The 23,999-nt window shown below is 73.4% G+C and carries 21 protein-coding genes; 16 read left to right on the top strand and 5 right to left on the bottom strand.

What is annotated here, in order from left to right; genetic code table 11:
• Positions 1 to 79 precede the first annotated feature (79 nt).
• The 11 genes from ACWPWW_RS02840 to ACWPWW_RS02790 all read left to right on the top strand — a co-directional run bounded on the left by ACWPWW_RS02840 (position 80) and on the right by ACWPWW_RS02790 (position 11,081).
• Positions 80 to 274, top strand: a complete 195-nt coding sequence (locus ACWPWW_RS02840; protein WP_454048830.1) for a ubiquitin-like protein Pup — start codon at positions 80 to 82, stop codon at positions 272 to 274.
• Positions 275 to 277: 3 nt separating this feature from the next.
• Entirely contained in the window at positions 278 to 1,132 is an 855-nt protein-coding gene (prcB, locus tag ACWPWW_RS02835) for a proteasome subunit beta (RefSeq protein ID WP_454048829.1), read from the top strand.
• Positions 1,129 to 1,845, top strand: coding sequence for a proteasome subunit alpha (prcA, locus tag ACWPWW_RS02830; protein WP_454048828.1), 717 nt, complete (start codon positions 1,129 to 1,131; stop codon positions 1,843 to 1,845). Before prcB ends, prcA begins: the two co-directional genes overlap by 4 nt.
• 11 nt (positions 1,846 to 1,856) lie before the next feature.
• A complete protein-coding gene (gene pafA, locus ACWPWW_RS02825; RefSeq protein WP_454048827.1) occupies positions 1,857 to 3,218 on the top strand; it encodes a Pup--protein ligase in 1,362 nt (453 codons plus the stop codon).
• 108 nt (positions 3,219 to 3,326) lie between these two features.
• Positions 3,327 to 4,229 (top strand): FKBP-type peptidyl-prolyl cis-trans isomerase, encoded by a 903-nt coding sequence (locus ACWPWW_RS02820; protein WP_454048826.1) that lies wholly within the window; start codon positions 3,327 to 3,329, stop codon positions 4,227 to 4,229.
• Between the two features lie 2 nt (positions 4,230 to 4,231).
• Positions 4,232 to 5,002, top strand: coding sequence for an imidazole glycerol phosphate synthase subunit HisF (hisF, locus tag ACWPWW_RS02815; RefSeq protein WP_454048825.1), 771 nt, complete (start codon positions 4,232 to 4,234; stop codon positions 5,000 to 5,002).
• An 87-nt stretch (positions 5,003 to 5,089) separates the two neighbouring features.
• The gene (gene coaE / locus ACWPWW_RS02810) at positions 5,090 to 5,719 is read left to right on the top strand and encodes a dephospho-CoA kinase (RefSeq protein WP_454048824.1); all 630 of its coding nucleotides are present in this window, start codon (positions 5,090 to 5,092) and stop codon (positions 5,717 to 5,719) included.
• Entirely contained in the window at positions 5,716 to 6,378 is a 663-nt protein-coding gene (pcp, locus tag ACWPWW_RS02805; protein ID WP_454048823.1) for a pyroglutamyl-peptidase I, read from the top strand. Before coaE ends, pcp begins: the two co-directional genes overlap by 4 nt.
• A gap of 256 nt (positions 6,379 to 6,634) precedes the next feature.
• On the top strand, positions 6,635 to 8,740 hold the full coding sequence (gene uvrB / locus ACWPWW_RS02800; RefSeq protein ID WP_454048822.1) for an excinuclease ABC subunit UvrB: 2,106 nt from the start codon (positions 6,635 to 6,637) through the stop codon (positions 8,738 to 8,740).
• A gap of 228 nt (positions 8,741 to 8,968) precedes the next feature.
• Positions 8,969 to 10,012 (top strand): TerC family protein, encoded by a 1,044-nt coding sequence (locus ACWPWW_RS02795; RefSeq protein ID WP_454048821.1) that lies wholly within the window; start codon positions 8,969 to 8,971, stop codon positions 10,010 to 10,012.
• Between the two features lie 7 nt (positions 10,013 to 10,019).
• Positions 10,020 to 11,081, top strand: coding sequence for a TerC/Alx family metal homeostasis membrane protein (locus ACWPWW_RS02790; protein ID WP_454048820.1), 1,062 nt, complete (start codon positions 10,020 to 10,022; stop codon positions 11,079 to 11,081).
• Positions 11,082 to 11,102: 21 nt separating this feature from the next.
• Here ACWPWW_RS02790 and ACWPWW_RS02785 read toward each other — a convergent pair whose 3' ends face one another.
• A complete protein-coding gene (locus tag ACWPWW_RS02785; protein ID WP_454048819.1) occupies positions 11,103 to 11,399 on the bottom strand; it encodes a YciI family protein in 297 nt (98 codons plus the stop codon).
• A gap of 57 nt (positions 11,400 to 11,456) precedes the next feature.
• Here ACWPWW_RS02785 and ACWPWW_RS02780 point away from each other — a divergent pair, with 57 nt between their 5' ends.
• On the top strand, positions 11,457 to 12,614 hold the full coding sequence (locus ACWPWW_RS02780) for an acyl-CoA dehydrogenase family protein (protein WP_454048818.1): 1,158 nt from the start codon (positions 11,457 to 11,459) through the stop codon (positions 12,612 to 12,614).
• A 61-nt stretch (positions 12,615 to 12,675) separates the two neighbouring features.
• Here ACWPWW_RS02780 and ACWPWW_RS02775 read toward each other — a convergent pair whose 3' ends face one another.
• The 3 genes from ACWPWW_RS02775 to ACWPWW_RS02765 form a co-directional block, all read right to left on the bottom strand.
• A complete protein-coding gene (locus ACWPWW_RS02775) occupies positions 12,676 to 13,776 on the bottom strand; it encodes a DUF4190 domain-containing protein (protein ID WP_454048817.1) in 1,101 nt (366 codons plus the stop codon).
• Between the two features lie 133 nt (positions 13,777 to 13,909).
• Positions 13,910 to 14,605 carry an MBL fold metallo-hydrolase gene (locus ACWPWW_RS02770; protein ID WP_454048816.1) on the bottom strand — a complete coding sequence of 232 codons (696 nt, stop codon included), beginning with the start codon at positions 14,603 to 14,605 and terminating at the stop codon, positions 13,910 to 13,912.
• Positions 14,602 to 16,482 carry a glycoside hydrolase family 15 protein gene (locus ACWPWW_RS02765; RefSeq protein ID WP_454048815.1) on the bottom strand — a complete coding sequence of 627 codons (1,881 nt, stop codon included), beginning with the start codon at positions 16,480 to 16,482 and terminating at the stop codon, positions 14,602 to 14,604. The genes ACWPWW_RS02770 and ACWPWW_RS02765 overlap by 4 nt, the downstream gene beginning before the upstream one ends.
• Positions 16,483 to 16,584: 102 nt before the next feature.
• Between ACWPWW_RS02765 and uvrA the strand changes: the two genes are divergently transcribed.
• Entirely contained in the window at positions 16,585 to 19,449 is a 2,865-nt protein-coding gene (gene uvrA, locus ACWPWW_RS02760) for an excinuclease ABC subunit UvrA (protein WP_454048814.1), read from the top strand.
• On the opposite strand, the gene ACWPWW_RS02755 is transcribed toward uvrA, so the two are convergent.
• Positions 19,439 to 19,963, bottom strand: coding sequence for an OsmC family protein (locus ACWPWW_RS02755; protein ID WP_454048813.1), 525 nt, complete (start codon positions 19,961 to 19,963; stop codon positions 19,439 to 19,441). The genes uvrA and ACWPWW_RS02755 overlap by 11 nt on opposite strands.
• Positions 19,964 to 20,016: 53 nt before the next feature.
• Here ACWPWW_RS02755 and uvrC point away from each other — a divergent pair, with 53 nt between their 5' ends.
• The 3 genes from uvrC to ACWPWW_RS02740 are packed head-to-tail and all read left to right on the top strand — an operon-like array spanning position 20,017 to position 23,998.
• Positions 20,017 to 22,074, top strand: a complete 2,058-nt coding sequence (gene uvrC, locus ACWPWW_RS02750) for an excinuclease ABC subunit UvrC (protein WP_454048812.1) — start codon at positions 20,017 to 20,019, stop codon at positions 22,072 to 22,074.
• Positions 22,071 to 23,018, top strand: a complete 948-nt coding sequence (gene rapZ, locus ACWPWW_RS02745; protein ID WP_454048811.1) for an RNase adapter RapZ — start codon at positions 22,071 to 22,073, stop codon at positions 23,016 to 23,018. Before uvrC ends, rapZ begins: the two co-directional genes overlap by 4 nt.
• On the top strand, positions 23,015 to 23,998 hold the full coding sequence (locus tag ACWPWW_RS02740; protein ID WP_454048810.1) for a gluconeogenesis factor YvcK family protein: 984 nt from the start codon (positions 23,015 to 23,017) through the stop codon (positions 23,996 to 23,998). The genes rapZ and ACWPWW_RS02740 overlap by 4 nt, the downstream gene beginning before the upstream one ends.
• The last annotated feature ends 1 nt before the right edge of the window (position 23,999 follow it).

Genomic DNA, 23,999 nt, shown 5'->3' with positions numbered 1-23,999 from the left:
GACCAGGGCCTAGGGTGGTGCCACTGCGGGCCGCCGCGAGCTGCGGCGGCCCGTGCCCGACTCGGCGCCGGAGGTGCACATGGCTGGTCAGGAACGCGCGCGGGACCGTCGCGAGGACGACGAGCCGGTCGACGGGCCCGAGGTCGAGCAGGCGACCGCCGCCGCGCAGCAGCGCGACGCGGAGGTCGACGCGCTCCTCGAGGAGATCGACGACGTCCTGGAGACCAACGCCGAGCAGTTCGTGCGCGGGTTCGTGCAGAAGGGCGGGCAGTGACGCGTGCCGACGGACCCGCTGACCTCGGCGGGGCGGCTGCCCGAGGCGTTCACCACGCCCGGGTCGTCGTCCTTCGTCGACTTCCTCGCCCAGCACGCCCCCGACCTGCTGCCGGGACGGCGCACCGCGCTCCCTGCCGGTGACGTGCCCGCCGTCCCGCACGCCACCACGATCGTCGCCCTGGTGTTCGACGGCGGCGTCGTCATGGCCGGCGACCGGCGCGCCACGATGGGCTCGCAGATCGCGTCGCGCGACATCGAGAAGGTGTTCCCGGCCGACGACTACTCCGCGATCGGCATCGCCGGCACCGCGGGCCTGGCCGTCGAGCTCGTCCGGCTGTTCCAGCTGGAGCTCGAGCACTACGAGAAGATCGAGGGCGCGCTGCTCTCGCTCGACGGCAAGGCGAACCGGCTGGCCACGATCATCCGCGGCAACCTGGGCCTCGCCATGCAGGGCCTGGCCGTCGTGCCGCTGTTCGCCGGGTTCGACCTGGACCGCGGGCAGGGCCGGATCTTCTCCTACGACGTCACCGGCGGCCGGTACGAGGAGCACCAGCACCACAGCGTCGGCTCGGGCTCGGTGTTCGCGCGCGGCTCGCTGAAGAAGCTCTGGCAGCCCGGCCTCGACGTCGATGCCGCCGTGCGGGTGGCCGTCGAGGCCCTGGTCGACGCCGCCGACGACGACTCCGCGACCGGCGGCCCCGACCAGTCGCGCCGGATCTGGCCCGTGGTCGCCACCGTGACCGCCGCCGGTTACCTGCGGGTCGGGCAGGAGGCGCTCGGCGAGGTCGTCGCCCGGGTGGTCGCCGACCGCGCCGAGCAGCACGCCCGCGCCCGTTCCGAGGGGGACCTCGCATGAGCATGCCGTTCTACGTCTCGCCCGAGCAGCTGATGAAGGACCGGGCGGACTACGCGCGCAAGGGCATCGCCCGCGGCCGGTCCGTCGTCGTGCTGACCTACGAGGACGGCATCGCGTTCGCCACCGAGAACCCCTCGCGCGCTCTGCACAAGGTGTCCGAGATCTACGACCGCATCGCGTTCGCGGCCGTCGGGAAGTACAACGAGTTCGAGAACCTGCGCGTCGCCGGCGTCCGGTACGCCGACCTGCGCGGGTACTCCTACGACCGGCGCGACGTGAACGCCCGCGGCCTGGCCAACGCCTACGCGCAGACGCTCGGGACCGTGTTCACCACCGAGTCCAAGCCGCTGGAGGTCGAGATCGTCGTCGCCGAGGTCGGCGTCGACGCGGCCACCGACCAGCTCTACCGGCTGCAGTACGACGGGTCCGTCGCGGACGAGCGTGGCTTCGTCGTCATGGGCGGGCAGGCCGAGCGGCTGCGCGAGGAGGTCGCCGCCGGGTGGGTGCCCGGCATGCCGCTCGGCGACGCGCTCGCGCTCGCCGTCCGGGCGCTCGGCACCCCGGCCGACGGCACGGACGAGGACGACCGGCGGGTCATCCCCGCCGCGCAGCTCGAGGTCGCGGTCCTGGACCGCACGCGCCCCCGCCGGGCGTTCCGGCGCCTGTCCGGCGTCGTCCTGGAGGACCTGCTGGGCTCGGCCTCCGAAGCCTGAGGAGACGCACCATGGACCGACGGATCTTCGGCCTCGAGACCGAGTACGGCGTCACCTGCGCAGCGGACGACGGCCGCGGCCTGTCCGCCGACGAGGTCGCGCGGTACCTGTTCCGCAAGGTCGTCGCGTGGGGCCGGTCGTCCAACGTGTTCCTGCGCAACGGCTCGCGGCTCTACCTGGACGTGGGGTCGCACCCCGAGTACGCCACGGCCGAGTGCGACGACTGGCGCCAGCTCGTCACGCACGACCGCGCGGGGGAGCGGATCCTCGAGGGCCTCGTCGCGGACGCCCAGCAGCGCCTCGAGCACGAGGGGCTCTCGGGCCGCATCCACCTGTTCAAGAACAACACCGACTCCGCCGGCAACTCCTACGGCTGCCACGAGAACTACCTCGTGCGCCGGCAGGGCGACTTCTCGCGGCTGTCCGACGTGCTCGTGCCGTTCCTCATCACCCGGCAGGTCCTCACCGGTGCCGGCAAGGTGCTCGCCACCCCGCGCGGCGCCGTGTTCTGCCTGTCCCAGCGCGCCGACCACATCTGGGAGTCGGTGTCGTCGGCCACCACGCGGTCCCGGCCGATCATCAACACCCGCGACGAGCCGCACGCCGACGCCGAGCACTACCGGCGGCTGCACGTCATCGTCGGGGACTCCTCGATGTCCGAGACCACCACCATGCTCAAGGTCGGGACCACCGACCTCGTCCTCCGGCTGATCGAGGCCGGGCTGCCGATGCGGGACCTGACCCTGGAGAACCCGATCCGGGCGATCCGGGAGATCAGCCACGACATCACCGGCACCCACCCGGTCACGCTCGCCAGCGGGCGCACCGTCACGGCGATCGACCTCCAGGAGGAGTACCTGGGCCGGGTCCAGGACTTCGTCGTCGGCGAGACCGACGCCGGGCCCGAGCTCAAGCAGGTCCTCGAGCTCTGGGAGCGCGGCCTGCGCGCCCTGCGGACCGGCGACCTGTCGCTCGTCGAGCGCGAGCTGGACTGGGTCATCAAGCACCGCCTGATCGAGAGGTACCGCGCCAAGCACGGCCTCGAGCTCTCCGACGTCCGCGTCGCACGGATGGACCTCGCCTACCACGACATCTCCCGCACGGAGGGCCTCTACAACCTGCTCGCCCAGCGCGGCCTGGTCGAGCGCGTGACGACCGACGTCGAGGTCTTCGAGGCCACGTCCGTGCCGCCGCAGACGACGCGGGCCAAGCTCCGCGGGGAGTTCGTCCAGGCCGCGCAGGAGGCCCGCCGCGACTACACGGTCGACTGGGTGCACCTGAAGCTCAACGACCAGGCGCAGCGCACCGTCCTGTGCAAGGACCCGTTCCGGAACGTCGACGACCGGGTGGAGCGCCTGATCGAGTCCATGTGACGGGTCTTCACCAGACCCGACCGTCCTGACCGGCCCCGACGTCCGGGACGCGCCGCCGCGGCCCGTACAGTGGGCGCGGCACAGTGCAGGACGCTCGGAAGGATCGATGTGCGACGTCTCGTGGCCGCGTGCGCCGCCGTGGCGCTGGCCCTGCTCGTGGGGTGCTCCCCGCAGGACCCCGAGCCCCCGGAGGTCGTCGTGTCGGGCGAGCCCGGCGAGGCGCCGACCGTCACCTACCGGACCCCGCTGCGTCCCGCCGAGCCGACCAGCGAGGTCGTCTGGGAGGGCACCGGGCCGGACCTCGTCGAGGGCAGGCCCGTGCTGCTCGACTTCTGGCTCGAGAACGCGTCCGACGCGTCGCTCGTCAAGGAGTCCTACAGCTCCAGCCCCACGCCGCGGATGCTCACCGAGGAGGACCTCGGCAAGGACCTGTACGCCACCCTGTCGGGCCAGCAGGTCGGCGCACGGCTGCTGCAGCTCAGCCCCGCGTCCGAGGCGAGCGCCTCGTCCTACCCGACCGTGACCGTGCTCGACGTGCTGCCCATCCGCGCCGACGGCGAGCCCGTCGCGCCGCGCGAGGGCCTGCCCGCCGTCACCCTCGACGACACCGGCGCGCCGTCCATCGCCGCGACCGGGACCGAGCCGCCCACCGACCTCGTCGTGCAGCCGCTGGTCCGCGGGACCGGCGACCAGGTCGCCGAGGACGACATCATCACCGTGCAGTACACCGGGTTCGTCTGGTCCACCGGTGAGCCGTTCGACTCCACCTGGACCGGCGGCAGCCCCACCACCTTCGCGCTCGACGACGTCCCCGCGTGGTCCGAGGCGCTCATCGAGCAGTCCGTCGGCAGCCAGGTCATGGTCGTCGTGCCGCCGTCGTACCCGCTCGGCGCCACCCAGAGCGAGGAGCTCGCCGGGCAGACCATCGTGTTCGTCATCGACCTGCTCGCCACCCGTTCGCCCGCGGCGGCGCCCGATCCCGCGGCCACCGCCGCACCCGAGGGGGAGTGACCGTGTCCGTCGCGCTGCGCGTGGTCCCGTGCCTCGACGTCGACGCCGGTCGCGTCGTCAAGGGCGTCAACTTCGAGAACCTCCGGGACGCCGGTGACCCCGTCGAGCTCGCCCGGCGGTACGACCGCGAGGGCGCCGACGAGGTCACCTTCCTCGACGTCTCCGCCTCCTCCGGCGACCGCGAGACCACCTACGAGGTGGTGCGCCGCACCGCCGAGCAGGTGTTCGTGCCCCTGACCGTCGGCGGCGGCGTCCGGTCCGCCGACGACGTCGACCGGCTCCTGCGCGCCGGCGCCGACAAGGTGGGCGTCAACACCGCGGCCATCGCCCGGCCCGAGCTCATCGCCGACATCGCGCAGCGGTTCGGCAGCCAGGTGCTGACGCTCTCCGTCGACGCACGGCGCGTCACCGGCGACACCCGCACCGACTCCGGCTACGAGGTCACCACCCACGGCGGGCGCCGGGGGACCGGCATCGACGCCGTGGCGTGGGCCGTGCGCGCCGCCGAGCTCGGCGCCGGCGAGATCCTGCTCAACTCCATGGACGCCGACGGCACCGAGGCCGGGTTCGACCTCGACATGCTCCGCGACGTCCGCCGCGAGGTGCGGATCCCGCTGATCGCCAGCGGCGGCGCCGGGACCGTCGAGCACTTCGCGGCGGCCGCCGACGCCGGTGCCGACGCCGTGCTAGCGGCGAGCGTGTTCCACTTCGGGCAGCTCACCGTGGGGCAGGTGAAGGACCACCTGCGGGCGACCGGGCACGTCGTCCGGTAGCGCCGCCGCGGGGCGGTCCTGCTCGCGGGCGGACGTGGCAGACCCACCGAGGTGCGCCGCTGCGCCCCGGCACGGCACGATGGGCGGATGCAGCGCATCGGACTGACCGGGGGGATCGCGGCGGGCAAGTCGGTGGCCGCGCAGCGGCTCGCCGAGCGGGGCGCCGTCCTCGTCGACTACGACCAGCTGTCGCGGGATGCCGTCGCGCCCGGCTCCGCCGGCCTCGCGGACGTGGTCGAGGCGTTCGGAGCGGGCGTCCTCACCGCCGACGGCGCCCTCGACCGGCCGGGTCTCGCCGCCGTCGTGTTCGCCGACCCCGCCGCGCGCGAGCGGCTGAACGCCATCGTGCACCCGGTCGTGCGCCGGCTCGCCGCCGAGCGGGAGGCGGCCGCGGCCGCCGCCGACCCGGCCGCCGTCGTCGTCCACGACGTGCCGCTGCTCGTCGAGACCGGCCGCGCCGACGCCTTCCACCTCGTCGTGGTCGTCCAGGCCCCCGCCGTCCTGCGTGTCGAGCGGCTGGTGCGGACCCGTGCCATGGACCGCGGCGAGGCCGAGCGGCGCATCGCCGCGCAGGCCTCCGACGACGAGCGGCTCGCCGTCGCCGACGTCGTGCTCGACGGCTCGGGCGCGCCCGACGACCTGCGGGCCGAGGTCGACGCCCTCTGGGACCGGCTCGCCGCCGAGCGCGCCGACGAGAGCGACGTGGACGCGCGGTGACGGCTCCCACGACGATCCTGGTCACCGGCTTCGAGCCGTTCGAGCAGCAGGAGGTCAACGCCTCCTGGGCCGCCGTGCGGTCCGTGGCCGCCGGCTGGGACGAGACCGCCGAGGGCGCCCGCCTGGTCAGCGAGCTGCTGCCCGTCTCCTTCTCCCGGGCTCCGCGCCGGCTCGCGGAGCTCCTCGCCGACGTCCGGCCCGACCTCGTCGTCTGCGTCGGCGAGGCCGGCGGTCGGTCCGCCGTCGGGGTCGAGCGCGTCGCCGTGAACGTCCAGGACGCGCGCATCCCCGACGAGGACGGGGCCCAGCCCGTCGACGTCCCCGTCGTGCCCGGGGGCGACGTCGCGCACTTCTCCTCGCTGCCCGTGAAGGCGTGCCTCCTCGCGCTCCAGGACGCCGGCGTCCCGGGTGAGGTGTCCAACACCGCGGGCACCTACGTCTGCAACACCGTCGCGTACGCCCTGGCCGACGCGCTCGCCGCCGGCCGTGCGCCCGGCGCGCGGGGCGGGTTCGTGCACGTGCCCCGGCTGCCCGAGCAGGTGACCGACGGCGCAGCGTCCCTGCCCGTGGAGGACGCCGCGCGCGGCCTCGCCGCCGTGCTGCGGGCGTCGCTGCGCACGACGCACGACCTCGAGATCCAGGCGGGCACCCTCGCCTGAGCCGCGAACGCCCCCGCTGCTGACGCCCCCGGGCCAGCCGCATCACCAGCTGATCCTCGCGTCGCCAGCCGAGGTGTCGGCCGGCGACGCGAGAACCGGCTGGCGTTGGCGGACCGGAGACCGCAGCTCACGAAGGGGGCGACGCGCCCGGGGCGCGGGGCGCAGGCGGGCGCCGGTTGCGCCGGGCGCCCACGCCCTGGGCGAACCCGCGCCCCTGGCCGGCGCGTGTGTCGGACCCTCGTCGTACCGTGGACGCATGCGTCCCGTCACCGATCTGCAGCGCACCGTCGCCCCGTTCGAGGTGGTCTCCGAGTTCACCCCGTCCGGCGACCAGCCGGCCGCGATCGCCGAGCTGAAGAAGCGCATCCAGGCGGGGGAGAAGGACGTCACGCTGCTCGGCGCGACGGGTACCGGCAAGTCCGCGACGACGGCGTGGCTGATCGAGCAGCTGCAGCGCCCGACGCTGGTGATGGCGCCGAACAAGACGCTGGCGGCGCAGCTCGCCAACGAGTTCCGCGAGCTGCTGCCGAACAACGCGGTCGAGTACTTCGTGTCGTACTACGACTACTACCAGCCCGAGGCGTACATCGCGCAGACGGACACCTACATCGAGAAGGACTCGTCGATCAACGACGAGGTCGAGCGGCTCCGGCACTCGGCGACGTCGTCGTTGCTGACCCGCCGCGACGTGGTCGTGGTGGCGTCGGTGTCCTGCATCTACGGCCTCGGCACGCCGCAGGAGTACGTCGACCGGATGGTGACGCTGGACGTCGGCGACCAGGTGGACCGCGACCTGCTGCTGCGGCAGTTCGTGTCGATGCAGTACAGCCGCAACGACATGGCGTTCACGCGCGGCACGTTCCGGGTGCGCGGCGACACGGTGGAGATCATCCCCGTGTACGAGGAGCTCGCGATCCGCATCGAGTTCTTCGGCGACGAGATCGAGGCGATCCAGACGCTGCACCCGCTGACGGGCGAGGTGGTCCGCAACGAGACGCAGGTGCACGTGTTCCCGGCGACGCACTACGTCGCGGGCCCGGAGCGGATGGAGCGGGCGATCGCCGGCATCGAGCACGAGCTGGAGGAGCGCCTCAAGGACCTCGAGCGCGCGAACAAGCTGCTCGAGGCCCAGCGGCTGCGCATGCGCACGACCTACGACATCGAGATGATGCGGCAGATCGGCTCGTGCTCCGGCATCGAGAACTACTCGCGCCACATCGACGGGCGTGAGCCCGGGACGGCCCCCAACACGCTGCTCGACTACTTCCCCGAGGACTTCCTGCTCGTCATCGACGAGTCGCACGTCACGGTGCCTCAGATCGGCGCGATGTTCGAGGGCGACATGTCGCGCAAGCGGAACCTGGTCGACTTCGGGTTCCGGCTGCCGAGCGCGATGGACAACCGTCCGCTGCGCTGGGAGGAGTTCGTCGACCGGATCGGGCAGACGGTCTACCTGTCGGCGACGCCCGGCGACTACGAGCTCTCGATGTCCGACGGCGTGGTGGAGCAGATCATCCGCCCGACGGGCCTGGTCGACCCCGAGATCGTCGTGAAGCCGACGAAGGGCCAGATCGACGACCTGCTGGACGAGATCCGCACCCGCGTCGAGAAGGACGAGCGCGTCCTGGTCACGACGCTCACCAAGAAGATGGCCGAGGACCTCACCGACTACTTCCTGGAGAAGGGCGTGCGGGTCCGGTACCTGCACTCGGAGGTCGACACGCTGCGCCGCGTCGAGCTGCTGCGCGAGCTGCGCCTGGGCGAGTACGACGTGCTGGTCGGCATCAACCTGCTCCGGGAGGGCCTCGACCTGCCCGAGGTGTCGCTGGTCGCGATCCTGGACGCGGACAAGGAGGGCTTCCTGCGGTCGGGCAAGTCGCTGATCCAGACGATCGGGCGCGCGGCCCGCAACGTCTCGGGCCAGGTGCACATGTACGCCGACAAGATCACGCCCGGCATGGCGATGGCGATCGACGAGACGACGCGCCGCCGGGAGAAGCAGGTCGCGTACAACCTCGAGCACGGCATCGACCCGCAGCCGCTCCGCAAGAAGATCGGCGACATCACCGACCTGCTGGCCCGGGAGGACGCCGACACGGCCGAGCTGCTCGGCGGCGCCGGGCGGCAGTCGAGCCGCGGCAAGGCGCCGGTGCCGGGGCTGAGCTCCAAGGCCGGTCCGCCATCGGAGCGCACCAAGCTGGCGGGCGCGGCCGCAGGCGAGCTGGCCGGGCTCATCCAGGAGCTCAGCGACCAGATGCACACGGCGGCGGCCGAGCTGCAGTTCGAGCTCGCGGCGCGTCTGCGCGACGAGATCTCCGGCCTGAAGAAGGAGCTGCGGCAGATGCACGCCGCGACGGCCTGACGGACTGACGGTCAGGGGTCCGGACGCGCCGTGCGGACGCTGCTCGGTGCATCTGGGACCGATGACCTATGCTGGCGCACGCAGTGGAGGGGAGTATCCCGACACGACGCCCCCCGTCAACACGGTCGCCGATGACGCCGACCCGGGGACGTCGGCCCGGTCGTCCGGGTGGGAGAGACCTCCGGTACTCAGTCGTATCTTCAACCGTCTGTACCGGAGGAAACACCTATGTCCGTCGACCTGTGGGTCTGGGTCGCGACCGGCGTCGCGATCATCGGGATGGTCCTGTTCGACTTCTTCGCGCACGTGCGCACGCCGCACGCGCCCGCGTTCAAGGAGGCCGCGACCTGGTCGGCCATCTACATCGGGCTCGCCATCGTCTTCGGCCTCGGGCTCGGCATGGTCTGGGGCTGGGACCACGGCACCGAGTACTTCGCGGGGTACGTGACCGAGAAGAGCCTGTCGGTCGACAACCTCTTCGTCTTCCTCATCATCATGACGAAGTTCGCGGTGCCGCGGGAGTTCCAGCAGAAGGTGCTGCTGGTCGGTGTCGTGATCGCGCTGGTGCTGCGCACGGTGTTCATCCTCGCGGGCGCCGCCGCCATCGAGCGCTGGTCCTGGGTCTTCTACATCTTCGGCGCGTTCCTGGTGTACACCGGCATCAAGCTGGCCAAGGAGAAGCACGAGGCGGACGAGCTCAGCCACGCCGACGAGAAGCAGGACGGACTCGCCGTCCGCCTCCTGAAGCGGGTCGTCCCGTCCACCGAGGAGTACCACGGCGACCGCCTGACCACGAAGATCGACGGCAAGCGGTTCATCACCCCGATGCTCGTCGTGATGGTCGCGATCGGCGCCACCGACATCCTGTTCGCGCTCGACTCGATCCCGGCGATCTACGGCCTCACGCAGGAGCCGTACATCGTGTTCACGGCCAACGCGTTCGCGCTGCTCGGCCTGCGCCAGCTGTACTTCCTCATCGGCGGCCTGCTGGAGCGCCTGGTCTACCTGAACAAGGGCCTGGCGTTCATCCTCGCGTTCATCGGCGTGAAGCTGGTGCTGCACGCGATGCACGAGAACGAGCTGCCCTTCATCAACGGCGGCGAGCACATCGAGTGGGCCCCGGAGATCCCGACGTGGCTCTCGCTGCTCGTGATCCTGGGTACGCTCACCGTCGCCACTGTCGCGAGCCTCGCCAAGACCCGGCGGGACCGCGACGCCGCGCCGGCCGCCGTGACCGCCGCGGAGGAGCCCGTGTCGCACAAGGAGCACTGACCCCCGCATGGACGTATCTCCGCTCGTCTGGTGCGTGTCGCTCGGCCTCGCCGCCCTCGTCCTCGTCGTGGACGTCGCGGTGGTGGGCCGGCGGCCGCACATCCCCACGACGGCGGAGTGCCTCCGGTACCTCGGGGTCTACATCGGCCTCGCGCTGGCCTTCGCCGTGGTCGTCGCCCTCGTGTGGGGCGGCGACCCGGCCGGGGAGTTCGTCGCCGGCTGGCTGACCGAGTACTCGCTCTCGGTCGACAACCTGTTCGTCTTCCTGCTGATCATGTCGAGGTTCGCCGTCCCCCGGCAGTACCAGCAGACCGCCCTGCTCATCGGCATCATCCTGGCGCTGGTGTTCCGCGGGGTGTTCATCGGCATCGGCGCCGCCGCGATCGCGTCGTTCTCCTGGGTGTTCTACCTGTTCGGGGCCTTCCTGGTCTGGACGGCGGTGAAGGTCGCCCGCGAGGGGGTCGGCGAGGACGCGGACGAGGCAGCCGAGGACTACCGCCCGCCGGCGCTCGTGCGCCTGGTGCAGCGGATCGTGCCGACGACCGACGGCTACCGCGGCGTGGCGCTCACGGCCGAGGTCGACGGCCGGCGGCACGTCACCCCGATGCTGCTCGTGCTGGTCGCGATCGGCGCCACGGACCTCCTGTTCGCGTTCGACTCGATCCCCGCGGTGTTCGGGCTGACGCAGGAGCCGTACCTGGTCCTGATGGCCAACGTGTTCGCGCTGATGGGTCTGCGCCAGCTCTACTTCCTGCTGGGCGGGCTGCTGACCCGGCTGCGCTACCTCAACGTCGGCCTGGGCGTCCTGCTCGGCTTCATCGGCGTGAAGCTGGTCCTCCAGGCCCTGCACGAGAACACGCTGCCGTTCCTCAACGGCGGTGAGCCCGTCGCGTGGGCGCCCGAGCTGCCCTCGTGGGTCTCGCTCGCGGTGATCGTCGTGACGCTCGCGGTGACGGCGGCGACCAGCGTCGCGGCGTCCCGGCGCGACGAGCGCCGGGCGGCGGCCGCGGGCGAGGCGGCGTCCGACGCCGGAGTGGACGTGGACGCCGAGGGCGGCCGCTCGCACTGAGCGGGCCCCCGCACCTGGCGGTCAGCCGGCGAGGCCCTCCGCCCACGGCCCGAGCACCAGCGTCCACTCCCGGATCCGCACGTCGGCGACCAGGCCGTGGCGGGCGAACGGGTCGTCCGCCAGCAGCACCTCCAGGGCGGCGGTGTCGACGGCCGTGAACACCAGCAGGGCGCCCGGGTCGCCGTCGGCGTAGGGGCCGGAGCCGAGCAGCAGGCCGCGGTCGGCCAGGCCCCTCAGGTAGTCCCGGTGCTCGGGACGGACCTCGTCGCGGAGCTCGTGGCGCTGGTCGTAGGTGTACTGGACGGCGTAGGTCGGCATGCCCGCCATCCTGCCGCACCGGCCGGCGGGGAGCCGCCGGGGTGCGAGAGTAGCGGCATGACTGCGCGCACCCTGCTCACGGAGGACCTGCTCGCCCGCGTCGCGGAGCGCGCGCCGGTGCACGACCGCGAGAACACCTTCCCGCACGAGGACCTCGCCGAGCTGCGGGAGGTGGGCTACCTCCGGGCGTTCGTCCCCGGGCGCCTCGGCGGGCCGGGCCTGACGCTGGAGGAGGTCGCGCGGGAGCAGGTGCGGCTCGCGGCGGCGGCGCCGGCCACGGCGCTGGCGGTGAACATGCACCTGGTCGTCACCGGGATGGCGGCCCTGCTCGCCGCGCGCGGCGACGACTCGCTGGAGTTCGTCCTGGCCGACGCGGCGGCGGGCGAGGTGTTCGCGTTCGGGAGCTCCGAGGCGGGCAACGACCTGGTGATGTTCGGGTCGCGGACGCGGGCGGAGCGGCAGCCGGACGGCGGGTACCGGTTCCACGGCACGAAGATCTTCACGTCCCTGTCGCCGGTGTGGACCCGCCTGACCACCTTCGGCCTGGACGAGCAGCACCCCGACGGCCCGCGGCTGGTGCACGCCGTGCTCGCCCGGGAGGACGGCGGTGTCACGTCGAAGGACGACTGGGACACGCTCGGCATGCGCGCCACGCAGAGCTGCACGACGGTCCTGGACGGCGCTCCGGCCCCGGCCGCGCGGGTGTTCCGCGCCCTGCCGCCCGGCCCCAGTGCCGACCCGTACGTGTTCGCGCTGTTCGCCGCGTTCGAGATCCTGCTGGCCGCGGTCTACACCGGGATCGGCCGACGTGCGCTGGAGCTGGCGGTCACCGCGGCGCACCGGCGGACGTCGATGAAGAACGAGGGGCGCAGCTACGCGCAGGACCCCGACATCCGCTGGCGCGTCGCCGACGCGGCCATCGCGCAGGACGGCATCGAGCCGCAGGTGTGGGCGCTGGCGCGGGACGTGGACGAGCAGGTCGACCACGGGGGTCTGTGGTTCGCGAAGGTGGTCGGCCTGAAGGTCCGTGCGACCGAGACCGCGCGCGAGGTGGTGGACCGGGCGGTGCGGGTGTCGGGCGGCGGGACCTACTTCAGCGGCAACGAGCTCGGCCGGCTGTACCGGGACGTCCTCGCCGGGATGTTCCACCCCTCCGACGACGAGTCGGCGCACGGCACGGTCGCGAACGCCTGGCTCGGCCCGTTGGACCGCTGAACACGACGACGGCCCCGGGGCGCTCGCCCCGGGGCCGTCGTCGTGCGTGCGCGACCGGTGGTCAGCCGCCGATCTCGTCGGAGCAGTAGATCGCGAAGTCGACCCGGTTGCCGCAGGTCATCGCGAAGTCCTCGTACTCGGAGTCCGCCGGCGAGTACGTGTAGAGGTCGTCGCAGGCGGTGCCGCTGCCGGCCTCGCACGAGTCCCAGAGGGCGTCGAGCTCGGGGTCGTCGCCGTAGGAGCCCCCGGTGGACGCGCCCTCGGCGGCGTCCTCGTCGGTCGGCTGGCCGGACTCGTCGAGCCCGACGCACGAGTCGTAGCCCTCGGTGCGGCCGCCGCAGGTGCGGCCGAACTCCTCGTCGTCCGAGCCGACCTCGGACTCGTAGTAGAGGTCGTCGCAGGCCTGCATGACGCCGGACGTGCAGTCCGCGCGCAGGTCGTCGAGCGCGTTGTCGTGCGAGACCACCGCGGCGGCGATCGCCACGCCGACGCCGATCGAGACCAGCAGCCACAGCCCGCCGAGGACCAGGCCGGCGATCGCGAGGCCGCGGCCCTGGGTGCCGTTCTTCTTGGTCCGCTTGAGGCCGAGGACGCCGAGCACGATGGCCACGACGCTCATGCCGATGATGCCGGTGATCAGCGCGGCGATCGACACGCCGTCGGTGCCGGGGGCCTGCGGTCCCGGGTACTGGCCGGGGGAGTACGGGTACGGGGTACCACCGGCGGGCGGGTAGCCGCCGCCCGGGTAGCCGCCCTGCGGCTGGCCCGGCTGGGGGTAGCCCGGCTGCGCGTACCCGGGCTGCCCGTAGCCGCCCGCCGGGGTGCCGGCCGGGGCCGGGTAGCCGGCGGCGGCCGGCTGCTCGCCGGTCTGCCCGGTGGCGGGGGTGCCGTAGGCGGCGGTGGGCTGGTCGGCCGACGGGACGCCGTACGGCGACGTCGGCGGCTCCGCGCCGGGGGCTCCGGGCGTGCCGTACGCGGCGGTGGGCTGGTCACCGGTGCTGCGGGTGCCGTAGGGCGCGGTCGGCCAGTCGGACGACGAGGGGGCCTCGTAGCCCGAGGGCGCCGGGGCGGCGGGCTGCTCGCCGCCCGTGCTCGGCGCGGGCCGGCTGCTGGTGTCCGGCTGCTGGCCGGGCTCCGGCGTCGCGCTGCCGTCGTTCGACATGGATGTCCCCTCGTCTGCTGTGCTGTGGCTGTGCGCCACTATGGCAGAACCCTCCCGGACCAGGGCAAAGCCGTCCAGGGAGGAGATCGCGTGTCACCCGCGTGGTCGCGCGCCGCGTCGCCCGCGTCCCGGTTCACCAGCCCCGGGCGCGCCACTCCCCGAGGTGCGGCCGCTCCGCGCCGAGGGTCGTGTCCCGCCCGTGGCCCGGGTACACCCAGGTGCCGTCGTCGAACCGGTCGAACACCCGCGCCTCCAGGTCCGACATCAGCGCGTCGAACGCCCGCGGGTCGGCCGTCCGGCCCGGCCCGCCGGGGAACAGCGAGTCGCCCGTGAGCAGGTGCACGCGCCCGGGCGCGGTGGCCCCGGCGGGCTCCCGGTACGCCAGTGCGACCGAGCCGGGGGTGTGCCCGCGCAGCGCCACGACCTCGAGCGCGACAGCACCGACGGTGAGCACCTCGCCGTGCACCAGGGGCCGGGGCGCGGTGCTGCCGGCGAGGAGCGCGACGTCCGCGGCGTCGCCCGCCCCGGCGGCGTGCGACGCACCGGTCGCGGTGAGGACCGCGGCGAGGGCACCGAGGTGGTCCCGGTGGCGGTGGGTGGTGACGACCAGGAGCGGCCCCTCGGCGCCGTCCTCGGTGACGAGCTCGAGCAGCCGGTCGGCCTCGGCGGCGGCGTCGACGAGCAGTCGCGCCCCGGTCCGGCGGCAGGTCACGGTGTACGCGTTGTTGTCCATCGAGCCGACGGAGAGCTTGCGCAGGACCACCTCGTCCAGCACCCGCACCGCTGCCGGACCGCCGGGTGCGACCTCGCCGGTGTACGCCTCGCTCACCGCGGCACCGCCGGACCGGTCACGGCGGCGGCGCCGGGGACCGCGCGGCTGCGCGCGACCGCCTCCTCGTGGCTGTGCACCGCCCGCACCAGGGTGAGGTGCGACAGCGCCTGCGGGGTGTTCCCGGCCATCCGGCCCCGGACCGGGTCGTACTCCTCGGCCAGCAGCCCCACGTCGTTCCGCAGCCCGGTGAGCACGTCGAGCACGGCGGTGGCGCCCGCGACGTCGTCCTGCCGCGCGAGCGCGTCGGCGAGCCAGCCCGAGCACGCCAGGAACGGGTGCTCCCCGCCGTGCAGGCCGTCGTCGGTCCGCTCGGTGCGGTACCGCAGCAGCAGTCCGGGAGCGACCTCGAGCTCGGCCCGCACCGCGGCGACGGTGCCCAGCAGGCGGGGGTCGTCCGCCGGCAGGAACCCGACCTGCACGAGCTGCAGCAGCGAGGCGTCGGTGTGCTGCGCGCCGTAGTGCTGCACGAACGTCCCGCGCTCCGTGTCCCAGCCGTGGGCGAGGACGTCGGCGTGCACGGCCTCGCGCTCGCGCCGCCACCGGTCGACCGGCCCGGGCAGGCCGTGCTGCTCGACGGCCCGGACGCCGCGGTCCAGCGCCGCCCACGCCATCACCTTGGAGTGGGTGAAGTGCCGCGGCTCCCCGCGCACCTCCCAGATGCCGCTGTCCGGGTCGCGCCACGTCCGGCAGAGGTGGTCGACCAGGCGGACCTGCAGCGACCACGAGTCGGTGCTCTCCGCGATGCCGGCCGTGCGCGCGAGGTCGAGCGCGGACATCACCTCGCCGAGCACGTCGTTCTGCACCTGGCCCACGGCGGCGTTGCCGACGCGCACCGGCCGCGACCCCGCGTAGCCCGGCAGGTGGTCGAGCGTGCGCTCGGGGATGTCCCGGCCCCCGTCGACGCCGTACATGATCTGCACGTCGGCCGGGTCGCCGGCGACGGCCCGGAGCAGCCACTGCCGCCACGCCTGCGCCTCGTCGCGGTACCCGTGCTCCAGCAGCGCCTCCAGCGTCATCGCGGCGTCCCGCAGCCAGCAGTACCGGTAGTCCCAGTTCCGCTCGCCCCCGAAGTCCTCGGGCAGCGACGTGGTCACGGCCGCGACGATCCCGCCGGTCTGGGAGTCGCTCAGCAGCCGGAGCACCAGCAGCGACCGGACGACGGCCTCGCGGTAGCCGCCCTCGTAGCGGCACGCGCGGGCCCACTCGCCCCAGCGGTGCTCCGTCGCCTCGATCCGGTGCTCCAGGCTGGGCGCGCGGGGCACCGGGAGCCAGGAGTGCGCCCACGTCTGGGCGACCTCGACGGAGCGGCCCGCGGCGAGCTCGAAGTCGTCGGTGTGCGCGCGGTGGCCGCCCGCGCGTCCCGGCCGGGGGAGGCGGTCCCCGCGCAGCACCAGGCTGTCCGGTCCCGCGACGGCCTGGATGACCTCCGACCCGCCGGCGTCCGTGACGCGGTGCACCCACGGCACGTCGCGGCCGTACCCGAACCGGACGACCCACTCGTGGTGCACCCGGACGGTGCCGCGGGTGGTCGTGATCCGGCGGACCAGGTCGCAGCGGCCGTCGCGGAGGGGCATCGCGTCCAGCAGGACCGCGGTGCCGGTCGGGGACTCGAAGGTCGTCTCCAGGACGAACGAGTCGCCCAGGTAGCGCCGCGTGATCCGCGTGGCGTCGGGGACGGTCACGAGCCAGCGGCCGTGCTCCGGCCCGCCGAGGAGCGCCGCGAAGCACGCGGGGGAGTCGAACCGGGGTGCGCACAGCCAGTCGACCGAGCCTGCCCGCGACACGAGCGCCGCCGTCCGGCCGTCCCCGAGGACGGCGTACTCGCCGATCGGCGTGGGGTGCGTCACGGGTTCGCCGTCCGAGGGTGCCTGCATGGCCCCATCATGCGGCGACCTGCGGCGTCACGCGACGGAGCACCGGCGCACACCGTTCGAACACATGTGCGCCTGTCGGTGGTCCGCCGTAGCATGGCGCGCGTGAATGATCGACTGGTGGTCCAGGGGGCCCGCGAGCACAACCTGCGCAACGTCGACCTGGACCTCCCGCGTGACAGGCTCATCGTCTTCACGGGGCTGTCCGGGTCCGGCAAGTCGTCGCTGGCGTTCGACACCATCTTCGCGGAGGGGCAGCGCCGCTACGTCGAGTCGCTGTCCGCGTACGCGCGCCAGTTCCTCGGCCAGATGGACAAGCCCGACGTCGACTTCATCGAGGGCCTGTCGCCCGCGGTGTCCATCGACCAGAAGTCGACCAACCGCAACCCCCGGTCGACGGTCGGCACCATCACGGAGGTCTACGACTACCTCCGCCTGCTGTTCGCCCGCGCCGGCACGCAGCACTGCCCGGTCTGCGGCGAGCGCGTCACCGCGCAGACCCCGCAGCAGATCGTCGACCGCCTGCTCGAGCTGCCCGAGGGCACGCGGTACCAGGTGCTGGCGCCCGTGGTGCGCGGCCGCAAGGGCGAGTACGCCGACCTGTTCAAGGAGCTCCAGGCCAAGGGCTTCGCCCGCGCGCGGGTCGACGGGGAGGTCGTGCAGCTGACCGAGCCGCCGACGCTGGAGAAGAAGCTCAAGCACGACATCGAGGTGGTCGTCGACCGCCTGGTCTCGCGCGAGGGCGTGCAGCGTCGTCTCACCGACTCCGTCGAGACCGCGCTCGGCCTGGCCGGCGGCCTGCTGGTCGTCGAGATGGTGGACGCCGACGTGGACGACCCGGAGCGCGAGCGCCGGTTCTCCGAGAACCGCGCCTGCCCGAACGACCACCAGCTCACGCTGGAGGAGATCGAGCCCCGGACGTTCTCGTTCAACGCGCCCTACGGCGCCTGCCCGGAGTGCACCGGTCTCGGCTCGCGCCTGGAGGTCGACCCCGACCTGGTCGTCCCCGACGACGACCTCTCGCTGCGCGACGGTGCCGTGGCCCCGTGGGCGCAGATCTCCTCCGAGTACTTCGAGCGCGTGCTGACCGCGCTGTCCGACGACCTCGGCTTCTCGATGGACCAGCCCTGGCGGGCGCTCCCGGAGCGCGCCCGCAGGGCGGTGCTGTACGGCGAGAACCACCAGGTGCACGTCAAGTACAAGAACCGCTGGGGCCGTGAGCGCCAGTACTCCACGGGCTTCGAGGGCGTGGTGACGTTCCTGGAGCGCCGCCACCAGGAGACCGAGTCCGAGTGGAGCAAGGAGAAGTACGAGGCGTACATGCGGGAGGTGCCGTGCCCCGTCTGCGAGGGCACGCGGCTCAAGCCCGAGGTGCTGGCGGTGCTGGTCGGCGGCAAGTCGATCGCCGAGGTCTGCGCCCTGCCCATCCGCGAGGCGCGTGACTTCCTCGACGGCCTCGAGCTCGGCGTGCGGGAGCGTCAGATCGCCGAGCAGGTGCTCAAGGAGATCCAGGCCCGCCTCGGCTTCCTGCTCGACGTCGGCCTGGACTACCTGTCGCTCATGCGCGCCGCGGGCACCCTGTCCGGCGGCGAGGCGCAGCGCATCCGGCTCGCCACGCAGATCGGCTCGGGACTGGTCGGGGTGCTGTACGTGCTGGACGAGCCGAGCATCGGCCTGCACCAGCGCGACAACCGCCGCCTGATCGACACGCTGACCCGCCTGCGCGACCTCGGCAACACGCTGATCGTCGTCGAGCACGACGAGGACACCATCCGCACCGCGGACTGGATCGTCGACGTGGGCCCCGGCGCGGGCGAGCACGGCGGCCGCGTCGTGCACTCCGGCGACCTGCAGGGCCTGCTCGACTCCCGCGAGTCGGTCACCGGCGCCTACCTGTCGGGCCGCCGGCAGATCCCGATGCCCGCCAAGCGCCGCAAGGTCGACAGGAAGCGCCAGGTCACCGTGCACGGCGCCCGCGAGCACAACCTGCAGAACGTCGACGTGTCGTTCCCCCTCGGCACCTTCACCGCGGTGACCGGCGTCTCGGGCTCCGGCAAGTCGACGCTGGTCAACTCGATCCTCTACACCGTGATGGCCAACGAGCTGAACGGCGCCCGTCGCGTCGCCGGCCGGCACAAGCGGGTCAGCGGCCTCGACCAGCTCGACAAGGTCGTGCACGTCGACCAGGGCCCGATCGGCCGCACCCCGCGGTCCAACCCCGCCACCTACACCGGCGTCTGGGACCGGATCCGCAAGCTGTTCGCCGAGACGACCGAGGCCAAGGTGCGTGGCTACACCGCGGGCCGGTTCTCGTTCAACGTCAAGGGCGGCCGCTGCGAGGCCTGCTCCGGCGACGGCACGCTGAAGATCGAGATGAACTTCCTGCCGGACGTCTACGTCCCGTGCGAGGTCTGCCACGGCGCGCGCTACAACCGCGAGACGCTCGAGGTGCACTTCAAGGGCAAGACGGTCGCCGACGTGCTCGACATGCCGATCGAGGAGGCCGCGGAGTTCTTCGCCGCGGTGCCCGCGATCAGCCGGCACCTGTCGACGCTCGTGGACGTCGGCCTCGGGTACGTCCGGCTCGGCCAGCCCGCGCCGACGCTCTCCGGCGGCGAGGCGCAGCGCGTCAAGCTGGCCACCGAGCTGCAGCGGCGGTCGACCGGCCGCACGGCGTACGTGCTCGACGAGCCGACCACCGGCCTGCACTTCGAGGACATCCGCAAGCTGCTCGGCGTCCTGCAGGGCCTGGTCGACAAGGGCAACACCGTCCTCGTCATCGAGCACAACCTCGACGTCATCAAGAACGCCGACTGGGTGATCGACATGGGGCCCGAGGGCGGCTCCGGCGGCGGCACCGTCGTCGCGGAGGGCACGCCCGAGGCGGTCGCCCGCGTCGAGGCCAGCCACACCGGCCGGTTCCTCGCCGAGGTGCTGTCCGACCCGGCGCAGGAGCGCGTCAGCGCGTGACGGGATCGGCGTCCGCGGCCTCCAGGACCGCGGGCGCCGGCTCGGTCAGCACCGGGAACGTCACCGACCGGGCGATGAAGCAGTGCTCGTGCGCCCGGCGGTGGAGGTCGGCGAGCTGGCCGTCCAGACCCGTGCGGTCCCACGTGACGGCGCCGCCCGTGCGGACCGTCACGTGGGGACGGAGGATCACCTGGGTGAACTGGCCGTGCCCCGCCGCCTCGACCCGCATCGTGCCGGTGGCGCGATCGGTGTACCCGACGACCGCCACGCCCGACGTGGCGGCGAAGTGGAGGAACCAGAGCATGTGGCACTCGGCCAGCGCGGCGACGAGCAGCTCCTCGGGGTTGTGCCGCGTCGGGTCGCCCCGGAACGCGGGGTCGGCCGACCCGAGCAGCGGCGGCTTGCCCGCCACGTGGATCTCGTGGTCGCGGGAGTACGCGGCGTACCCCGTCGTGCCCGTGGCGCCCGCGCCCGTCCACACGACGTCGGCGGCGTACTCGTGGAGCAGTCCCATCTCGTCACGGTACCGGCGGCCGGGCGTCGGTGCCCCGAACTACGGTGGTGCGCATGGCTGACCCCGCGACCTACCGCCCGGCACCGGGCGAGATCCCGGACCAGCCGGGCGTGTACCGGTTCCGCGACAAGGACGGCCGGGTCATCTACGTCGGCAAGGCCAAGAGCCTGCGGTCGCGGCTGAACAGCTACTTCCAGGACGTCGCCGGGCTGCACCCGCGCACCCAGACCATGGTCACGACCGCGGCGTCGGTGCAGTGGACCGTCGTCGGCACCGAGGTCGAGGCGCTGTCGCTCGAGTACTCCTGGATCAAGGAGTTCGACCCCCGGTTCAACGTGAAGTACCGGGACGACAAGTCCTACCCGTACCTCGCCGTGACGCTGGCGGACCAGTTCCCGCGCGTGCAGGTGATGCGCGGCGCCAAGCGCCCCGGCACCCGGTACTTCGGCCCGTACGCCCACGCCTGGGCGATCCGCGAGACCGTCGACCTGCTGCTGCGGGTGTTCCCGGTGCGCACCTGCTCCGCGGGCGTGTTCAAGCGCGCGAAGCAGCAGGGCCGCCCCTGCCTGCTCGGGTACATCGACAAGTGCTCCGCCCCCTGCGTCGGCAAGATCTCCCAGGAGGACCACCACGTCCTCGCCGAGGAGTTCGCCGACTTCATGGCCGGCGACACGGCCCGGTTCACCAAGCGCCTGACGGCCCGGATGCAGGAGGCGTCGGCCGAGCTCGACTTCGAGCGCGCGGCCCGTCTCCGCGACGACATCGCGGCGCTGCAGCGCGCCACGGAGAAGAACGCCGTCGTGCTCGCCGACGGCACGGACGCGGACATCTTCGCGCTGGCCGGCGACGAGCTCGAGGCCGCGGTCCAGGTGTTCCACGTCCGCGGCGGCCGGATCCGCGGTCAGCGCGGCTGGGTGGTGGAGAAGGTCGAGGCCCTCAGCGACGCCGAGCTGGTCGAGCACCTGCTGCAGCAGGTCTACGGGGACACCCCCGGCGGCGACGCGGCCGGGGGCGGTGCCACGGCCGGCGCCGTCCCGCGCGAGGTCCTCGTCCCGGTGCTGCCGCCGGACCTCGACCAGGTGCAGACCTGGCTGTCCGGCCTGCGGGGCAGCCGGGTGCAGGTCCGCGTCGCCCAGCGCGGCGACAAGCACGAGCTCGCCGAGACCGTGCGCAAGAACGCCGAGCACGCGCTCGCGCTGCACCGCACCCGGCGCGCCGGCGACCTCACCACGCGGAGCCAGGCGCTGCAGGAGATCCAGGAGGCGCTCGGGCTCGAGTCGGCCCCGCTGCGCATCGAGTGCTACGACGTGTCGCACAACCAGGGCACGTACCAGGTGGCCTCGATGGTCGTGTTCGAGGACGGCCTGGCGCGCAAGAGCGAGTACCGCACGTTCGGGATCCGCGGCCCCGAGGGCACCGGCGCGCGCGACGACACCGCCGCCATGCACGAGGTCATCACCCGCCGGTTCCGCCGGTACCTCGCGGAGCGCGAGCAGGCCGGGGACCTCGAGCTGGGACTGGGGGAGGACCAGGTCGCCGAGGCGCTGGCCGACGCCGACGCGGGGCCCGTGCGGTCCGGGCCGATCGACGAGACCACCGGACGGCCGCAGCGCTTCGCCTACCCGCCCAACCTGGTCGTGGTCGACGGCGGCCCGCCCCAGGTGGCGGCCGCGGCAGCCGCGCTGGCCGAGCTCGGCATCGACGACGTCGCGCTGTGCGGCCTGGCCAAGCGGCTCGAGGAGGTATGGCTGCCGGGGGAGGACTACCCCGTGATCCTGCAGCGCTCGTCCGAGGGCCTGTACCTGCTGCAGCGCGTCCGGGACGAGGCGCACCGGTTCGCGATCACCGCGCACCGCAAGAAGCGGAGCAAGGGCATGACGGTGTCGGCCCTCGACTCCGTGCCGGGCCTGGGTCCGGCCCGGACGGCGGCGCTGCTCAAGCACTTCGGGTCGCTCCGGCGGCTGAAGGCCGCGTCGGCCGAGGAGATCGCCACGGTGCCCGGCATGGGCGCGCGCACGGCGGCCGCGGTGGTCGCGGCGCTGGCCGGGGACGCGCCGCTGGTCGAGCCCGCCGAGGCCCCGGCCGACGCGGCTGGCATGCTGGGCTCATGAGCGACGAGATCTCGCCGATCACGGTCCCCACCGGCATCCCGGCGATCGAGGCGGCCACCGAGGCGCCCCACCTGCAGCAGCCGCACGTCCTGATCATCACGGGCATGTCCGGCGCCGGGCGCACGCGTGCCGGTGCGGTCCTCGAGGACATGGGCTGGTACGTCGTCGACAACCTGCCCGCGCAGATGCTGACCCACCTGGTGGGCATGCTCACCCACGGCGGTCCGCCCAGCGCCGACCTGCGGCTCGCCGCGGTGGTCGACGTCCGGGGACGCGAGTTCTTCGCCGACCTGCTGGCCGTCCTGGCCCAGCTGCGGCAGTCGGGCGTCGACTACCGGATCCTGTTCCTCGACGCCTCGGACGAGGTGCTGGTCCGCCGGTACGAGCAGGTCCGCCGGCCCCACCCGCTGCAGGGCGAGGGCCGGATCCTCGACGGCATCTCCGCGGAGCGGAACCTGCTGTCGGACATCCGGGAGCGGGCCGACGTGCTGATCGACTCCTCGGAGACGAACGTGCACGAGCTCGGCCGGATCGTGCGCGCAGCCGTGTCGTCCTCCGAGCAGGAGGACGCCCTGCGGGTCAACGTCCTGTCGTTCGGGTTCAAGTACGGCATCCCGCTGGACGCGGACCACGTCGTCGACGTGCGGTTCCTCGCGAACCCGTACTGGATCACCGAGCTCCGGCACATGTCCGGCCGCGACGCACCCGTGCGCGACTACGTCCTCGGCCTGCCCGGGGCGCTCGACTTCGTCGACCGGTACGTCGACGCGCTCGAGCCGGTCCTCGCCGGCTACCTGGCCGAGGAGAAGCGCTACGTCACCATCGCGGTCGGCTGCACCGGCGGCAAGCACCGCTCGGTCGCCATCAGCGAGGCGATCGCCGAGCGGCTGCGCGGCCGGGGGCAGCGCGTCACCGTCGCCGCGCGCGACCTCGGCAAGGAGTGACGACGCCCACCCGGGGTGCCCAGCCGGCGTTCGTCGCCCTCGGCGGCGGCCACGGTCTCTCGGGCACCCTCGAGGCGCTCCGTCGGGTGACCGACCGGCTCACCGCGGTCGTCACCGTGGCGGACGACGGCGGGTCCTCCGGCCGGCTGCGCGACGAGCTCGACGTCCTGCCGCCGGGCGACCTGCGGATGGCCCTCTCGGCGCTGTGCGACGACTCGGACTGGGGCCGGACCTGGCGCGACGTGCTCCAGCACCGGTTCACCTCCCGCGGCGACCTCGACCAGCACGCGGTCGGCAACCTGCTCATCGTCGCGCTGTGGGAGCTGCTCGGGGACACCGTCGACGGGCTGGACTGGGTCGGGCGGCTGCTCGGCGCCCGCGGCCGGGTGCTCCCGATGGCGGCCGTGCCGCTGGCCATCGAGGCGGACGTCGTGCGCGACGACGGCTCCGCGCACGTCGTGCGGGGCCAGAGCCACGTGGCCGTGGCGCGGGACCGCATCGCCGGCGTGCGCCTCGTGCCCGAGCGGCCCCCGGCCCGGCCCGAGGCCGTCGCCGCCGTGGAGGAGGCCGACTGGGTCGTGCTCGGGCCGGGGTCCTGGTACACCTCCGTGATCCCGCACCTCCTGGTCCCCGAGCTCGCCGCGGCGCTGCACCGGACGTCCGCGCGGCGGATCGTCGTCCTCAACCTCAGCCCCGACGCCGAGACCGCCGGCATGGGCCCCTGCGAGCACCTCGACGCGCTGCGGCAGCACGCGCCGGAGCTGCGCCTGGACGCCGTCATCGCCGACCCCGGGTCGGTGGACGACGTCGACGAGCTGGTGGACCGCACGGCGGCGTTCGGCGGCCGGCTGCTGCTGCGCCAGGTGCGCCGCGGGGACGGCACGCCGCGCCACGACCCGCTCCGGCTGGCGGCCGCGATCAGCGACGTCGTCGAGGGCTACCTGGGCGACGTCGGGCCCGCCCGCGGGATGGCAGGATGAC

Source organism: Cellulomonas sp. Marseille-Q8402 (assembly GCF_965119525.1).
Note: the sequence above shows the minus strand (reverse complement) of the source record. Positions and strands in the feature narration are given on the sequence as shown.

Bases quoted from the DNA above. Each gene is read 5' to 3' on its own strand.
- ACWPWW_RS02840 (WP_454048830.1), top strand. From the start codon at position 80: ATGGCTGGTCAGGAACGCGCGCGGGACCGTCGCGAGGACGACGAGCCG.
- prcA (WP_454048828.1), top strand. From the start codon at position 1,129: ATGAGCATGCCGTTCTACGTCTCGCCCGAGCAGCTGATGAAGGACCGG.
- pafA (WP_454048827.1), top strand. From the start codon at position 1,857: ATGGACCGACGGATCTTCGGCCTCGAGACCGAGTACGGCGTCACCTGC.
- coaE (WP_454048824.1), top strand. From the start codon at position 5,090: ATGCAGCGCATCGGACTGACCGGGGGGATCGCGGCGGGCAAGTCGGTG.
- uvrB (WP_454048822.1), top strand. From the start codon at position 6,635: ATGCGTCCCGTCACCGATCTGCAGCGCACCGTCGCCCCGTTCGAGGTG.
- ACWPWW_RS02795 (WP_454048821.1), top strand. From the start codon at position 8,969: ATGTCCGTCGACCTGTGGGTCTGGGTCGCGACCGGCGTCGCGATCATC.
- ACWPWW_RS02790 (WP_454048820.1), top strand. From the start codon at position 10,020: ATGGACGTATCTCCGCTCGTCTGGTGCGTGTCGCTCGGCCTCGCCGCC.
- ACWPWW_RS02785 (WP_454048819.1), bottom strand. From the start codon at position 11,399: ATGCCGACCTACGCCGTCCAGTACACCTACGACCAGCGCCACGAGCTC.
- ACWPWW_RS02780 (WP_454048818.1), top strand. From the start codon at position 11,457: ATGACTGCGCGCACCCTGCTCACGGAGGACCTGCTCGCCCGCGTCGCG.
- ACWPWW_RS02775 (WP_454048817.1), bottom strand. From the start codon at position 13,776: ATGTCGAACGACGGCAGCGCGACGCCGGAGCCCGGCCAGCAGCCGGAC.
- ACWPWW_RS02765 (WP_454048815.1), bottom strand. From the start codon at position 16,482: ATGCAGGCACCCTCGGACGGCGAACCCGTGACGCACCCCACGCCGATC.
- ACWPWW_RS02755 (WP_454048813.1), bottom strand. From the start codon at position 19,963: ATGGGACTGCTCCACGAGTACGCCGCCGACGTCGTGTGGACGGGCGCG.
- uvrC (WP_454048812.1), top strand. From the start codon at position 20,017: ATGGCTGACCCCGCGACCTACCGCCCGGCACCGGGCGAGATCCCGGAC.
- rapZ (WP_454048811.1), top strand. From the start codon at position 22,071: ATGAGCGACGAGATCTCGCCGATCACGGTCCCCACCGGCATCCCGGCG.